General features: G+C 57.1%; 16 protein-coding genes. 12 read left to right on the top strand and 4 right to left on the bottom strand.

The genetic code is table 11. The features are described from left to right. Positions 1 to 126: 126 nt before the first annotated feature. Positions 127 to 645, top strand: a complete 519-nt coding sequence (locus ACOTTU_RS17030) for a Hint domain-containing protein (protein ID WP_425659781.1) — start codon at positions 127 to 129, stop codon at positions 643 to 645. Here the strand turns inward: ACOTTU_RS17030 and ACOTTU_RS17025 are convergent. Continuing rightward, entirely contained in the window at positions 642 to 2234 is a 1593-nt protein-coding gene (locus ACOTTU_RS17025) for an NAD(P)H-hydrate dehydratase (RefSeq protein ID WP_425659779.1), read from the bottom strand. The two genes, ACOTTU_RS17030 and ACOTTU_RS17025, sit on opposite strands and share 4 nt — an antisense overlap. Before the next feature lie 167 nt (positions 2235 to 2401). Between ACOTTU_RS17025 and ACOTTU_RS17020 the strand changes: the two genes are divergently transcribed. From ACOTTU_RS17020 to ACOTTU_RS16990, 7 genes are all read left to right on the top strand, one after another. Further along, positions 2402 to 2740 (top strand): P-II family nitrogen regulator, encoded by a 339-nt coding sequence (locus ACOTTU_RS17020; protein ID WP_298921408.1) that lies wholly within the window; start codon positions 2402 to 2404, stop codon positions 2738 to 2740. Positions 2741 to 2785: 45 nt separating this feature from the next. After that, positions 2786 to 4189 carry a type I glutamate--ammonia ligase gene (gene glnA / locus ACOTTU_RS17015; protein ID WP_298921406.1) on the top strand — a complete coding sequence of 468 codons (1404 nt, stop codon included), beginning with the start codon at positions 2786 to 2788 and terminating at the stop codon, positions 4187 to 4189. A 134-nt stretch (positions 4190 to 4323) separates the two neighbouring features. Continuing rightward, positions 4324 to 4677 carry a YigZ family protein gene (locus ACOTTU_RS17010; protein WP_298921404.1) on the top strand — a complete coding sequence of 118 codons (354 nt, stop codon included), beginning with the start codon at positions 4324 to 4326 and terminating at the stop codon, positions 4675 to 4677. 186 nt (positions 4678 to 4863) lie between these two features. After that, positions 4864 to 5307: a glyoxalase superfamily protein gene (locus tag ACOTTU_RS17005; RefSeq protein WP_425659777.1), complete on the top strand. Its 444-nt coding sequence runs from the start codon at positions 4864 to 4866 to the stop codon at positions 5305 to 5307. A gap of 271 nt (positions 5308 to 5578) precedes the next feature. After that, on the top strand, positions 5579 to 6919 hold the full coding sequence (gene dddP / locus ACOTTU_RS17000; protein ID WP_425659776.1) for a dimethylsulfonioproprionate lyase DddP: 1341 nt from the start codon (positions 5579 to 5581) through the stop codon (positions 6917 to 6919). Positions 6920 to 7217: 298 nt separating this feature from the next. Next, positions 7218 to 7910 carry a VPLPA-CTERM sorting domain-containing protein gene (locus tag ACOTTU_RS16995; RefSeq protein ID WP_425659774.1) on the top strand — a complete coding sequence of 231 codons (693 nt, stop codon included), beginning with the start codon at positions 7218 to 7220 and terminating at the stop codon, positions 7908 to 7910. A 165-nt stretch (positions 7911 to 8075) separates the two neighbouring features. After that, entirely contained in the window at positions 8076 to 9290 is a 1215-nt protein-coding gene (locus ACOTTU_RS16990; RefSeq protein ID WP_298921397.1) for a bifunctional alpha/beta hydrolase/OsmC family protein, read from the top strand. 77 nt (positions 9291 to 9367) lie between these two features. On the opposite strand, the gene ACOTTU_RS16985 is transcribed toward ACOTTU_RS16990, so the two are convergent. The 3 genes from ACOTTU_RS16985 to ACOTTU_RS16975 form a co-directional block, all read right to left on the bottom strand. Then, a complete protein-coding gene (locus tag ACOTTU_RS16985; protein ID WP_298921394.1) occupies positions 9368 to 9967 on the bottom strand; it encodes a biotin transporter BioY in 600 nt (199 codons plus the stop codon). Positions 9968 to 10042: 75 nt separating this feature from the next. Next, on the bottom strand, positions 10043 to 10465 hold the full coding sequence (locus ACOTTU_RS16980) for a DUF6314 family protein (RefSeq protein WP_425659773.1): 423 nt from the start codon (positions 10463 to 10465) through the stop codon (positions 10043 to 10045). Further along, the gene (locus ACOTTU_RS16975; protein ID WP_425659771.1) at positions 10446 to 10778 is read right to left on the bottom strand and encodes a hypothetical protein; all 333 of its coding nucleotides are present in this window, start codon (positions 10776 to 10778) and stop codon (positions 10446 to 10448) included. Before ACOTTU_RS16975 ends, ACOTTU_RS16980 begins: the two co-directional genes overlap by 20 nt. 82 nt (positions 10779 to 10860) lie before the next feature. Between ACOTTU_RS16975 and purB the strand changes: the two genes are divergently transcribed. The 4 genes from purB to ACOTTU_RS16955 all read left to right on the top strand — a co-directional run bounded on the left by purB (position 10861) and on the right by ACOTTU_RS16955 (position 14175). Continuing rightward, positions 10861 to 12165, top strand: a complete 1305-nt coding sequence (gene purB / locus ACOTTU_RS16970; protein WP_425659770.1) for an adenylosuccinate lyase — start codon at positions 10861 to 10863, stop codon at positions 12163 to 12165. 94 nt (positions 12166 to 12259) lie between these two features. After that, positions 12260 to 12421: a carbohydrate-binding module family 14 protein gene (locus ACOTTU_RS16965; protein WP_425659768.1), complete on the top strand. Its 162-nt coding sequence runs from the start codon at positions 12260 to 12262 to the stop codon at positions 12419 to 12421. A 99-nt stretch (positions 12422 to 12520) separates the two neighbouring features. Further along, positions 12521 to 13045 carry a tetratricopeptide repeat protein gene (locus ACOTTU_RS16960; protein ID WP_425659766.1) on the top strand — a complete coding sequence of 175 codons (525 nt, stop codon included), beginning with the start codon at positions 12521 to 12523 and terminating at the stop codon, positions 13043 to 13045. A gap of 62 nt (positions 13046 to 13107) precedes the next feature. Further along, positions 13108 to 14175, top strand: a complete 1068-nt coding sequence (locus tag ACOTTU_RS16955) for a flagellar motor switch protein FliG (protein ID WP_425659764.1) — start codon at positions 13108 to 13110, stop codon at positions 14173 to 14175. Positions 14176 to 14205: the final 30 nt, after the last annotated feature.

Here is a 14205-nt window from a genome sequence, read left to right as displayed (position 1 = left end):
AACACCGGAACGCGCGCTTCCTAGCAAACCCTGTCGCGACTGGCGAGAGCAAAAAGTCAAAGACTTTACGGAAGATTTGACCTAGGGTGACGTTGACCTAGAGGCAGGTTTGAAAGGATAACGCCCATGGAGCCGAAAATGGCCGGGCGCGTGGACGGAAGCTACCGTCCTGCAGGGCAGCGCTTGCAAGCAATATCCCCGTTCGCGGGATTGATTACCGGCACCAAAATCCGCACGCCGGATACCGAAATGGCCGTCCAAGACCTGAAGGCGGGTGATGACGTGATGACCCGCAACGGCGGCGCAGTCTCAGTCTTGCAGTTGGAAACAGTCGATCTTGTTACACAAGCGATCCAGATATCCGCGGGCTCACTCGGGGCGCTGCAGCCTGATCACGATGTGCTCTTGCCCGCAGATCAGATGGTCCTGATCCGGGATTGGCGCGCAAATTCTCTTTTGGGGCAACCTCAGGCGATGATTGCAGCCCTCGCCTTGGTAGATGATGAGTTTATTCAGGACCATGGCGAACAGCTGCTGACACTGCATCGCATATATTGCGGGGCGCCGAGAGTGCTTTATGCAAACGGATTGGAAGTGGCATCTGCCGATGATGCCGTTTCAAACCGGGGGCAACACGCGGCCTAGATCGTCAGGCTCCGGAATACTTTCGGCAGTTCGTCGGAAATATCCTCGGCAATCATTCCCGAACCGAACGAACGCGCGCATTCCACGTGCAACCACGCCGCCACCTCAGCTGCCCGCATCGGATCGAACCCGCGTGCCAGAAGCCCGGTAATGAACCCCGCCAACACATCGCCTGACCCGGCGGTCGCAAGCCAAGGCGCGGCGCGCTCGTATCGGGCCCAGTTGATGGCACATCGCCCGTCCGGAGCGGCGATCACGGTATCCGGCCCCTTGTAGAGCACCACACACCCTGCCCGTTTCGCCGCCTCTCGCGTCGCGTCCACCTTCGAAAAGGCCGGACCGTTGATTGCGCACGCGTTCAACTTCTCGGCAATATCCGGGAACATCCGTGCAAACTCGCCCCCATGCGGGGTCAGCACGCACGTGTCGTGGAGCTTGCCGAAGAGCGCATCGCCCTCATCGAAAAACAGAATGGACAAGGCATCAGCATCCAGCACCGTAGGCCGTTTGGCTCGCAAAGCCGAGACGATGAGCGCCCGTTCGCGAGTGCCCGTCCCGAACCCCGGCCCAAGACAAAGCGCGTTGATACGCCCATCTTCCAGCGCCTGTGAAAGGGCTGCATCATCGTCGGTCCGCTTGAGTATCAGCGCGGTGATCTGGCTCGCGACCTCCATCTGCGCGGCACCCGGCACCCCCAGCGTCACCAGGCCCGCTCCGATCCGCAACGCCGCCCGCGCTGCCAGCCGCGCGGCACCGGTTTTTCCTGGTCCGCCAGACAGAACCAGGGCATGGCCGTGGGTGTATTTGTGGTCTGCGGAAACCTTCTTCAGCCAATGAGCCTCCTGATGCGCCGAGCAGACAATACCCGGCGGGTTTTGTTCCTGCGGTGGCAAACCGATATCTTTTACCACCAAGCGACCCGAATAATACTCTCCATCCTGTAGAACATGACCCAACTTATGACGGTGAAACGTCACGGTCAGCATGGCCCGCCCGCAGCGAAGCCCGTGTTCAGGCACCCCACCCAGAACGCGACCACTATCTGCACAAATTCCGCTCGGAACGTCGATTGCGACAGTTCTGGGTTGCACATGCGCATCCGACCTTCCCACATCAGATTTTGCCAGCGCATCAGTGGCGCCATCGAACAGCCTCAGAACTTCGCAAAGTTCGGGATCTTCGATTGGTCTTGATAATCCTGTGCCGAACAGCGCATCCACCAGCAGATCCTGTCGCAGGTCCAGAGTGGCCGAGGCAGAATTCACAGCGCCGATCTCCCGCCACCGCTTGTAATTCGCCTTCGCATCCGGCGGCAGGGTCTCAGGATCACGGTAGAGGAACACCTCCACATCCCAGCCCCAGAGGTGCAACAATCGCGCCACCACGAATCCATCGCCGCCATTGTTGCCCGGACCACACAACACGAGCGCGCGGTGAGAGGATTTCGCAAGCTCCCGCCATTCTTCGAAAATCGCGTCGACCACGCCCCGCCCGGCACGTTCCATGAGTTCCAACCCCGACACCTTGCCCGACTCGATGGCGGCGTTTTCGAGGGCTCGCATCTGGTTTGCGGTCAGTAATTCGGTCATTGCTATCCTTCGCGATTCAATTCTGCTTATTTTTTGTGCGACATGCTCCGGAAATAGGCGACGTGCGGTCAAAACCCTCCCGGGCCGCTTTCAGATAACGACAATGCATGGACCACTCTGGAGCGAAATGATCTGACACCATTCGGAACATAGGTAGGGAGGCCCCCATGAAGAAGATCGAGGCGGTTATTAAACCTTTCAAACTGGACGAGGTCAAAGAGGCATTGCAGGACGTGGGCGTCCAGGGCCTTTCGGTCATCGAGGTCAAGGGTTTCGGTCGCCAGAAAGGCCATACTGAGCTTTATCGCGGCGCCGAATATGTCGTTGATTTCCTGCCAAAAGTGAAAATCGAAATTGTTCTGGATGACGATATGGTCGACGCCGCCGTCGAAGCCATCGTTTCTGCTGCCAAGACCGAAAAAATTGGCGATGGCAAGATATTTGTCTCGCCCGTTGAGCAGGCCATCCGCATCCGGACGGGCGAAACCGGTTCAGAAGCTCTCTGATCCGCGCCGACACACCATCATTCCATTGCAAAGGGATATAAGAGAATGAGCACTGAACTCCTGAACATGATCAAGGACGAAGACGTCGATTACGTTGACGTCCGCTTCACCGACCCACGCGGTAAATTACAGCATGTGACGCTGATGGCCGATCAGGTCGATGAGGATTTCCTTGAAGAGGGCTTCATGTTTGATGGCTCCTCCATCGAGGGTTGGAAATCCATCGAGGCCTCTGACATGAAGCTTATGGTTGATGTAAACAGTGCCTATATCGACCCCTTCTACGCGGAAAAAACCCTTTGTGTGCATTGCTCCGTTGTGGAGCCGGACACCGGGGAAGCCTACGAACGCGATCCGCGCGGGACGGCCCAGAAGGCCGAGGAATATCTGAAGTCCACCGGCATTGGTGACGTCGCCTACATGGGGCCGGAGGCGGAATTCTTCCTGTTTGACAACGTCAAGTATTCCAACACCATCAACAAGGTTTCCTACGAGGTGGATGCGTCGGACGGCTCATGGAACACCGACACGGATTACGAGATGGGCAACATGGGGCATCGCCCCGGCGTCAAGGGCGGCTATTTCCCGGTGAACCCGATTGACGAAAGCCAGGATCTGCGCTCCGAGATGCTGTCGACCATGAAACGTCTGGGCATGAAGGTGGACAAGCACCACCACGAGGTAGCCTCCTGCCAGCACGAGCTTGGCCTGATCTTCGACAGCCTGACCAAACAGGCCGACGAGCTGCAAAAATACAAATACGTGATCCACAACGTGGCCCACGCCTATGGCAAATCGGCCACTTTCATGCCCAAGCCCATCGCTGGCGACAACGGCACCGGCATGCATGTGAACATGTCGATCTGGAAAGATGGCAAACCGGTTTTCGCGGGCGATAAATATGCGGACCTCAGCCAGGAGGCGCTTTATTTCATCGGCGGCATCCTCAAGCACGCCAAGACGCTGAACGCCTTCACCAACCCGGGTACCAACAGCTACAAACGCCTGATCCCGGGCTTTGAGGCCCCTGTTCTGCGCGCCTATTCCGCGCGCAACCGGTCAGGCTGTGTACGCATCCCGTGGACCGAAAGCCCCAAGGCAAAACGCGTCGAGGCGCGCTTCCCCGATCCATCCGCCAACCCATATCTGGCCTTTGCGGCCCTGTTGATGGCTGGTCTTGACGGCATCCAGAACAAGATTGATCCGGGTGAGGCGATGGACAAGAACCTCTATGACCTGCCGGCGGAAGAACTGGAAGGTATCCCGACAGTCTGTGGCTCCCTGCGTGAAGCGATGGAAGCTTTGACGGCGGATCATGACTTCCTGCTCAAAGGGGATGTGTTCACCAAGGACCAGATCGATGGCTACATCGAGCTGAAAATGGAAGAGATCGAGCGCTACGAACATACGCCGCACCCGGTTGAGTTCGCAATGTACTACAGCTGCTAGGACCTCGCGGAGATACCCTCCGGCTCAAACGTTATTTTCAGAAAGGCGTCCTCCTGCGGGGCGCCTTTTTTTTTGGCGTCGATGATCCCGATGCGCCGCTTGCGGGATGCGGCGGGCTAAGCTACCCAATTTCCATGCGCGTTCTTGAAAATATCATTAGCGACCGAGGCTCAAAATACGCGGTATCAGGCGCACCCTGCGCAGATGAGGCGGAAGCAAAAGCGCTGATCAAAGCGCTTTTGCGCAGAAAGAAGTTTGCCAAAGCCACGCATAATACATGGGCATTGCTGACCGAGAACGGACCACTCAAAAACGATGACGGCGAATCCGGAGCCGGATTGGTCATCCTGCGCATGCTCGAACGAGAAGCGCTGCACAAGCACCTGATCATCGTAACCCGCTGGTTCGGCGGCAAACATCTGGGGGGCGATCGGTTTCGTCATGTTCAGGAAGCCGTGCGCATTTATCTGGCGGATATGGATCGCTGAAATATTGCGCTTGTCCTTGCTTTGGCTGGCACAGAAGCCTATGACGCGCGGCATAGGGTCCCGTGGCCCCTGCCGTTCGCACCTTGGTGAAGCCACGCATCGATATTCTGTTCTGATCCTTCTCTGGTCGTCTCAGGCATGGCAATGCGAACCCCGTCCTTCTCTTGCGACCGACAGGAGACGAAAATGGATGTATCTCTTCCCTCTCGTGACGCGCTCAAGGCGCAGGCGAAACGATTGCGCGCTGGACTTGCCGCCAACGGCCATCAAATCACCCACTCACAAGCGCTCGAAGCAGTGGCCCACCAATGGGGTGCGCGCGACTGGAATACGCTCTGTGCGATGGCAAAAAACACACCGCAACCAACCTATCGCCCGGGGCAGGCGGTCTCAGGCCGATACCTGGGACACCCTTTTACCGGATTGGTGAAAGCGGCAAATGCACGGGGGCGTGACTACTGGGGATTAACCTTGCGATTTGACGCGCCGGTAGATGTGGTGAAATCGGCGCACTTCTCCGCGTTGCGCCAGCAGATCACCTGTGTGATCGATGCATCGGGCTGTAGCGCGCAGAAAACCTCGGACGGCACACCCCATGTGGTTTTGCACGATCATTGGTCAGCGGCGTAAGCCACGCAGCGACAAAAAGGGCGGTGTATTTGGCAATATGCCGCCCGACTCTGTTTTGATCCATTCAGGGCGATCTACTCAAAGGCTGTTTCCGGTTCTCAACGGCAAATCACTCATGTTTCTTGACATTTGCATTGCAGAATTTCGGGCGTTTGCCAGCGCGAACCGGGCTTGCCCGTAGAAAAACGACCCCTCGCCGTGTCGCATTCGGGCAAACCTGGCCCAGTGATTCCGCGCAATCTTGACCCAAGCTTGATCCGACGAGGCCGACATGAACCAGCATTACCGCGACAGTCGCAAGATTGACCCGAACAGGGGGCCAACTTTGGGCGATGGCAGTCCAAACGATATGGACCGCGTGGAAATCGGACCGACAAGACTGGCATTTGATGAATGGGCCGCCGCCGGTTTGGAATTGCCTGATCTCAATGCTATGCGGGCTTACCGGCATGGACGTCTGACCCAACATATCGTCGCACGCGGCTATGCCGGTCTTTTGATGTTTGATCCGCTGAACATTCGCTACGCGACTGACAGCACCAACATGCAGCTGTGGAACGCCCATAACCCGTTTCGCGCGGTATTGCTCTGCGCGGATGGATATATGGTGATGTGGGATTACAAAAATGCGCCTTTTCTCAGCGAATTTAATCCCTTGGTGCGCGAACAGAGGTCGGGTGCGGATCTCTTCTACTTTGATCGCGGTGATAAGGTTGATCTGGCGGCGAACAGTTTTGCCAATGAAGTCCGGCAATTGCTGGATACACATGCGCCTTCGGAGAAACGCCTCGCGGTTGACAAGGTTATGCTGCACGGGTTGCGCGCTTTGGAAGCCCAGGGTTTCGAGGTGATGGACGGCGAGGAAGTGACCGAGAAATCCCGCTCGGTCAAAGGCCCTGATGAGATCAAAGCAATGCGCTGCTCATCACATGCCTGCGAAGTGGCCGTGCGCTGCATGGAAGACTTTGCCTGTGCCCGCGTGGGTGACGGGACGACCTGCGAAGACGATATCTGGGCGATCCTGCACGCCGAAAACGTGCGCCGGGGCGGCGAATGGATCGAAACGCGGCTTTTGTCATCCGGGCCCCGCACCAATCCATGGTTTCAGGAATGCGGCCCACGCATATGTCAGCAAAACGAGATCATCAGCTTCGATACTGATCTGGTTGGCAGCTATGGCATTTGCACAGATATCTCGCGCAGCTGGTGGATTGGCGACAAGAAGCCCCGCCCGGACATGATCTATGCAATGCAGCACGGGGTGGAGCACATCATGACCAATATGGAGATGCTCAAGCCGGGTGTGATGATCCCCGAGCTTTCCGCCGGAACACATGTGCTGGATGAGCAATTTCAGAAACAGAAATACGGCTGCCTGATGCATGGGGTGGGATTATGTGACGAATGGCCACTTGTCGCCTACCCCGATCACGCTGTCGAAGGCGCCTACGACTACGCGCTGGAACCCGGCATGACACTTTGTGTCGAAGCTCTGGTCTCTGCAGAGGGCGGTGATTTCTCCATCAAACTCGAAGATCAGGTATTGATCACAGAGACCGGGTTCGAAAACCTCACGACCTATCCTTTTGATCCGGCCCTGATGGGGCAATAGCCTGCGGGCCTGGGCGAATCCCTGCAAGCGAATTCGACCACCAACGCCCTGTTTTTGCGGTCGTTGGTTTGGACAAATTGAACCAGTTCCCGTGCCAGACGCGCATTGTTCTCAGGCCCGATACGATTAACGATAATTTTATGCAAATAGAGGAAAAATCTTAAAAATTCCCCTTTTGCTCGCTCTGTGGTCCCTGTAGAGATCGACCAGAATTCCGGTCTCGCTATCAGGGTGGTTGTGAGGTCGGCTGTGTTTCGGGGTCCAAAGACCTCGGTTGTAACAAGTAGGAGGCTCTATTTTGAAACTAGCAGCAATCGCGGCTGCCGCCGCACTTTCCATCGCAACATTTGCATCGGGCGCCCAAGCGGCCACGCTTTCCGGCATTTTTGAAGTGAAAGTTGTCAACTTCAATGCGGGCGGCACCGGCTCCGGTGCGCGGGCAAATATCGAGAATTTCAATGCACGCTATGCGGCTGCAGATGAAACCCGCAAAGACACCTTCACCTATTCCGGCTCACTCGATTTCTTCGTACCGAACCCGACCAATCAGGATCTCGAAACGATTTCCGATTTTCTGGCGACCAATGCGCTCGGTAACGTTTCTGGTCTGGACGCCGGCGTGGGCGGCCTGCGGTTGAGCAACCCACGTTTCCAAACCACCACGCTCTTTTCCTTCACCGAGGTGTATGAGAACGCCTTTGAGACCGTGGTGACACATGACGATGGTTTCAGCATCTATGATGACGGCGCAGCCCTCTTCAGCTTCGCCAATCCCACCGGAATCCGGACCACACCCAAAACCGGAACCGAGACATTCACCGGTGGCGAGTTCAACCTGATCTACGCGGCGGCCAACGGTAACCCCTCCCGGTTGCTCGTTGAAGGCGACGGCGTCCCGGCCGTTCCTCTGCCAGCGTCCGCGCTATTGCTGATGGGTGCCATGGGCGGCTTTGGCGCACTTGCTCGTCGCAAGGCTCGCAAGAACGCCTAAGGTCGGAAAAGACGTTATTACTGGGACGCGCCTCGATTTCGGGGCGCGTTTTTTCGTGTAACGCCGGGAAATACGCGCGCGTCGTCACCTCCGCGTGAGAACCGTAACACAGACCTTGCCTCTCCTTTCAATGATCCCCACTCTGGGAGGTGAAGGAGCGCTGCCATGCCCACTGAACGTATCAAATTTCCGGGCCATGACGGCTCCGACCTTTCGGCCCGACTGGATTTGCCCGAGGGTCCACATCTCGCAACCGCGATTTTTGCCCATTGCTTCACCTGCGGGAAGGATATCCCCGCAGCGCGCCGTATCTCCGCGCGACTGTCCTCGCTTGGCATCGCTGTTTTGCGGTTCGATTTCACGGGATTAGGCCATTCGGGAGGTGAGTTTTCCAATACCTCCTTCACCTCCAACGTCGATGATCTGATTTCCGCGAACAGCTACCTGAAGGCCCGCAGAATGACGCCCTCCCTGATCATCGGGCATTCTCTGGGCGGCGCGGCTGTCCTGAAGGCGGCAGCACAACTGGACAATGTCAAAGCGGTAGCCACTCTTGGCGCCCCTTTTGATCCTGAACACGTGACCCATAATTTCGCTGACGCCCTACCGGAGATCATCTCCAAAGGCGTGGCCGAAGTATCGCTTGGAGGGCGCCCTTTCCGGATCGGCAAAGGCTTCATAGAGGATGTGGCCCAGGGTCAGCTCACCCCATCGATCGGCGCTCTTGATGCCGCGCTGCTGGTATTGCATGCGCCACGGGACGAAATTGTGTCCATTGATAACGCAAGCCAGATTTTCCTGGCTGCCAAGCACCCCAAGAGCTTTGTAACGCTGGACAGCGCTGATCACCTGATCAGCCGACCTGAGGATGCCGAATATGCAGCAGAGGTCATCGCCACCTGGGCACAGCGTTATATCGCGCTGAAGCAACCTGCACCGCCGCCCGGTGCGCCTGAGGGCGTTTTGCGGGTCTCGGAGGCTGATCCCGCTGGCTATCTGAATGACATCACCTCATCTGACGGACACCATTTGCTGGCGGATGAACCTTTGGCTTATGGGGGCACGAACAAGGGCTTGTCCCCTTATGGTCTTCTGTCTGCGGGCTTGGGGGCATGCACCTCGATGACAATCCGGATGTATGCGCGGCGCAAGGGCTGGCCGTTGGATCATGTCTCTGTCGATGTCAGCCACAACAAGGTGCACGCCCAAGATGCCGAGACCTCTGTTGGCGAGAAAATTGACACCTGGCGGCGCAGGATTTCCCTTTCTGGGAAACTCGGCGAAGAACAGCGCGCGAGATTGCTTGAAATTGCGGATAAATGCCCAGTGCACCGCACTTTGGAACGCAGCTCAACAGTCATCACCGAACTGGTCGAATAGGTCTAAACATATATGGTCATAAAAAAAGCCAGTGCGCAGGCACTGGCTTTTCTTTTGCAAGCGTTTGAGACTGTTGTCTACCGGCGCGCAGTTCCGATCAATTTCCACAGCGCAGGCAAAAGGGCCGCGGCAAGTGCCAGTTTCAGGAAATCGCCCAGCAGGAAGGGCGTCAGACCCCACTCAAGGATCGGTTTGTCCCAACCGTAAAGGGTGCCGAGCCACAAAAGCCCTGGAACATAGATCAACACATTGCCGAGCAGCATAGCAACGGCCATCCCGCCCGCAGAACGGTCCCAGCCGCGTTGCGCCAGAGCGCCCAGCAAAACGGTCGCCATGACGTAGCCCACAAGATAACCGCCAGTGCCACCCATCATGTATTCCAGACCAAACTTCTCAGCCGTCGAGCCCGCGAAAACGTCAAAACCCAAGGCACCGATAATCATGTACCCGAGGATCGTCACCAGCCCGAGACGGGCACCATATGCAGCACCGATGGTGAGAACGGCAAAGGTCCCCATGGTGATGGGCACCGGCCACATAGGCACTTTGATCTTGGCGGCCACCGCCAGCAACATGATGCCCAGAACCACCAAGGCGGCCTGTTTGACGCGCCGTGCAGCACCTTCGGATGGCCCGAAAACCTCTGCCAGAACGGAATGAGAAGCGGACAATTGCATGGAATGATGTCTCCCGTTGAGAATTTCTTGCTCCCTGAATGCCGCAGCCGCAGCATTAGCGCAAGGCCTCTTGCGCTAACAGCGCTTGTATTCGCTGCGCATCGTGTAGGATTTCTTCGGCCCGGACACCTTCCAGATGGCGGTGAAATGCGGCCAGCGGGAAAAATCATAAGTGACATGATAAGTATCCGGGTCGCACCAATGCGTGGCATCACCGCCGCATTCCGGCACCTTGTGAAAAAATCTGCCGTCATCGAAATAAACGTTCAGGCCGGGCCGCCAGAGATACTGACGTTCTGCCTGAAAGGCCGGCCCCTGTGCCATCTGCAATTTGCCGATCTCGCGGTAGATCAATCCGCCCGGATCGTGCGCCCACTGCGCTGTGCCGGTGAATTCTGCCGTTGTACCATCGGCGTGAGTGATGTGCCGGGTGATGCCCCATGCGCCTTCGAAATCTTCCAGAACGCGGGGCGCGGGCTCAGTCGGCATATTCCGCATCGGTGATGTCCCCGCCCTGCCCGATAAACCGCAGCCTGTCGCCGGATTGTGCCATATCATAGCAGGCCCAGAGATCGGAGGGCGGCCACTGGCTGCAATATTGATCCTGCTGCACCCGCCAGTACCCCCAACTGTCCGCACCCGCGTTGTAAAGCGTGCGCCCGGACGCGCGAAACTCCTGCCATGCGGTCGCATATTGCAGTTTTCGGTCGGTCAAAACGGTTTTGATCTGGTCGCCCGACAGCGCCGTCCACTCCTCGGCACCGGTCAGAACCGGGCAAAAAATCATTGCCGCTGCCATCAAACTCTTCATTTCGTCTGCTCCCGCCTTGTGGCCCCTGCCGGGTCAGTCTATGAGCGCGGCAATCCCAAGCAAATACCAAAAAGGTGAGCCGATGATCCCACGTTACTCCCGCCCTGACATGGTCGCGATCTGGTCCCCTGAAACGAAATTCCGCATCTGGTACGAGATCGAGGCCCATGCCTGTGACGCCATGGCCGATCTGGGTGTGATCCCGCGCGAAAACGCCGAAGCCGTATGGAAAGCCCGGGATGTCGAATTCGACGTGGCCCGCATCGACGAGATCGAGGCCGTCACCAAACATGATGTCATCGCCTTTCTGACCCATCTGGCCGAACATGTGGGCAGTGACGAGGCGCGTTTTGTGCATCAGGGCATGACCTCGTCTGACGTACTGGACACCTGCTTTAACGTTCAGCTGACCCGCGCTGCCGACATTCTGATCGCCGATATGAAAGCTCTGCTAGCCGCCCTGAAACGCCGCGCCTTGGAGCATAAGGACACGGTGCGCATCGGGCGCAGCCATGGCATTCACGCAGAACCCACCACCATGGGTCTGACCTTTGCGCGTTTCTATGCGGAAATGGACCGCAACCTCATCCGCCTGGAACGCGCGCGCGAGGAGATTGCCACTGGGGCCATATCCGGAGCCGTCGGCACCTTTGCCAACATCGACCCGCGCGTGGAAGAACACGTCTGCGCCAAACTTGGGCTGGCGCCGGAACCGATCAGCACCCAGGTGATCCCGCGTGACCGTCATGCCGCGTTCTTTGCCGCACTCGGCGTTGTCGGCAGCTCCATTGAAAACATCGCGACCGAGATTCGCCACATGCAGCGCACCGAAGTGCTGGAGGCGGAGGAGTTTTTCTCCGCCGGGCAAAAAGGCTCTTCGGCCATGCCACACAAACGCAACCCGGTGCTGACCGAGAACCTCACAGGGCTTGCGCGTCTGGTGCGCATGGCGGTCGTACCTGCGATGGAGAACGTGGCGCTATGGCACGAGCGCGACATCTCGCACTCCTCCGTTGAGCGCAACATCGGGCCTGACACCACGATCACGCTGGATTTCGCGCTGGCCCGTCTGACCTCCGTGGTCGACAAACTGGTCATCTATCCCGACAACATGCTGGCCAATATGAACAAATTCCGTGGGCTGGTGATGAGCCAGCGGGTGCTGCTGGCCCTGACACAGGCCGGTGTCAGCCGCGAAGATGCCTATAAGCTGGTACAGCGTAATGCGATGAAAGTCTGGGAAGAAGGCAAGGATTTCAAAACAGAACTTTTGGGCGATGCCGATGTTCTGGCGGCTTTGAGCGTGGACGAGATCGAAGAGAAATTCGACATCGGCTATCACACCAAACATGTGGATACGATCTTTGGCCGGGTGTTCAAGGATTGAGCGCCAACAGATCAACAGTGCTGCGTGAGAGGCATTTTTGTTGACCCGATGCAGATCACTGCTACCTTGAGCCTACCAATCAAGGAGACCCGCAATGACGATCAAGACTTTGGCCGCTGCGGTGGCCCTGACGCTTGCCCCGGTTCTGGCCTTCGCTGAAGGCTGCAATTACGGACAGAAAGTGACCATGTCCTGCGCTGAAGGCATGGTCTACGATTCCGAAACAGGCACCTGCGTGACCAACACCACCAGCTGATCTGCGCGCGTTTTATTCGATCACGTCAGAGTGATTGAATAAAACCGCCTGCTGACGCGTTATACAGTTACAGACGTTGTTTGAGTTAGGAGTTTTGGAATGACGCGTTTTTTTCTTATTGCCGCTTTCTCGCTGCCCACGGCCGTGTTGGCGAACGGGGGCGATAACGATGCCCCACCCCCAAAGCCTGCCGTCACTTGTGAAGGCGCGCAGGTCTACGACAAGAAATCGAAAAAATGTGTCAATCCGCAAGAAAGCAGTTTGCAACGCGATCAGCTGTATCTTGCTGTACGCCAACTCGCCTATGCGGGTCGCTATCATGATGCACAGGCAATTCTCGACGAGATGCCTGAAAATGACCCCGGACGCCTGACGTATATGGGCTTTACGCATCGCAAGCTGGGCAATGTTGATCTGGGTATGGTTTTCTATCAAAAAGCGATTGATCATGACCCTGGGAATATCCTGGCGCGATCCTACATGGGCCAAGGCTTGGTCGAGGCCGGTGATGCCGCAGGGGCGATGGTGCAACTGCGGGCCATTCGCGCCCATGGTGGGGCCGGTACATGGTCAGAAACCTCGCTGCGCAATGCATTGGAAACCGGCACAACCTATAGCTACTGATTTCAGCCAATCTTTACCTTTTTCTGTCAGAACAAAAGGAGTTCAAAGACAGGCGGGTCAAGATGACAGATATGGTTCCTATGGCTCCGTTCCCGGCTTTGCCGGGTGCGGGAAATCCAACACCAGTTTCGCTAAGCCGAAAGGCAAAGGCGGCAGTTGTTGTTCGGCTTCTCCTGAACGAAGGGGCGGATATTCCGCTTGAGGACCTGCCCGATGAGTTGCAGGCGCAATTGACCAAGCAGATGGGGTCGATGCGACTGGTGGATCGCGATACCCTGTCCAGCGTAGTCTCCGAGTTTGCAAATGAACTTGAAAGCATTGGTCTGTCCTTTCCCGGTGGCATTGCGGGGGCTCTCGATTCTCTGGACGGCCGGATTTCGAAACAGACAGCCGCGCGGCTTCGCAAGGAGGCGGGCGTACGCCAATATGGCGACCCCTGGGCGCGGCTCAAGGATCTGAGCGCGGAGAGACTTTTGCCCGTACTGGAAAACGAAAGCACCGAAGTCGCCGCTGTTTTGCTGTCCAAGATTAGCGTTGCCCGCGCCGCAGAGCTTCTGGGCAAACTACCCGGACCAAAAGCGCGACAAATCACATACGCAGTATCTCAAACCAGCGCCGTGACACCCGATGCCGTAGACAGAATTGGTCTTTCATTAGCGACCCAGCTCGACGCCGAACCGCTCAAAGCGTTTGACAGCGGCCCGGTGGAACGGGTTGGCGCCATATTGAATTCGACACAATCCATCACCAGAGACGATGTTCTGGAAGGCCTCGACGAGACCGACGCGGGATTTGCGGATCTTGTGCGCAAGGCCATCTTCACTTTCGCCAACATCCCCAAACGGATCGCGCCACGCGATATTCCAAGAGTTGTGCGCGAGCTGGATCAGGATATGTTGCTTACCGCACTGGCGGGCGCCGAAGCGGCGGGCATGTCGGAATCAGCCGATTTCATCCTTGAAAATATGTCCGGCCGAATGGCTGACCAGCTTCGTGAAGAGGTCGAGGAACGAGAAAAGGTCAAGGCGTCGGAAATGGAAGAGGCGACCGCAAGTATTGTCAGCACAATTCGCGAAATGGAAACCGCCGGGGAACTTCTACTGGTCGTCGATGACGGCGACGAAGACTAGGCCTGCGCTGGAATGTCGGGTCAGGTGCAA

This window comes from Roseobacter sp. EG26 (assembly GCF_049830555.1).
In the GTDB taxonomy this organism is placed as follows: domain Bacteria; phylum Pseudomonadota; class Alphaproteobacteria; order Rhodobacterales; family Rhodobacteraceae; genus Roseobacter.
Note: the sequence above shows the minus strand (reverse complement) of the source record. Positions and strands in the feature narration are given on the sequence as shown.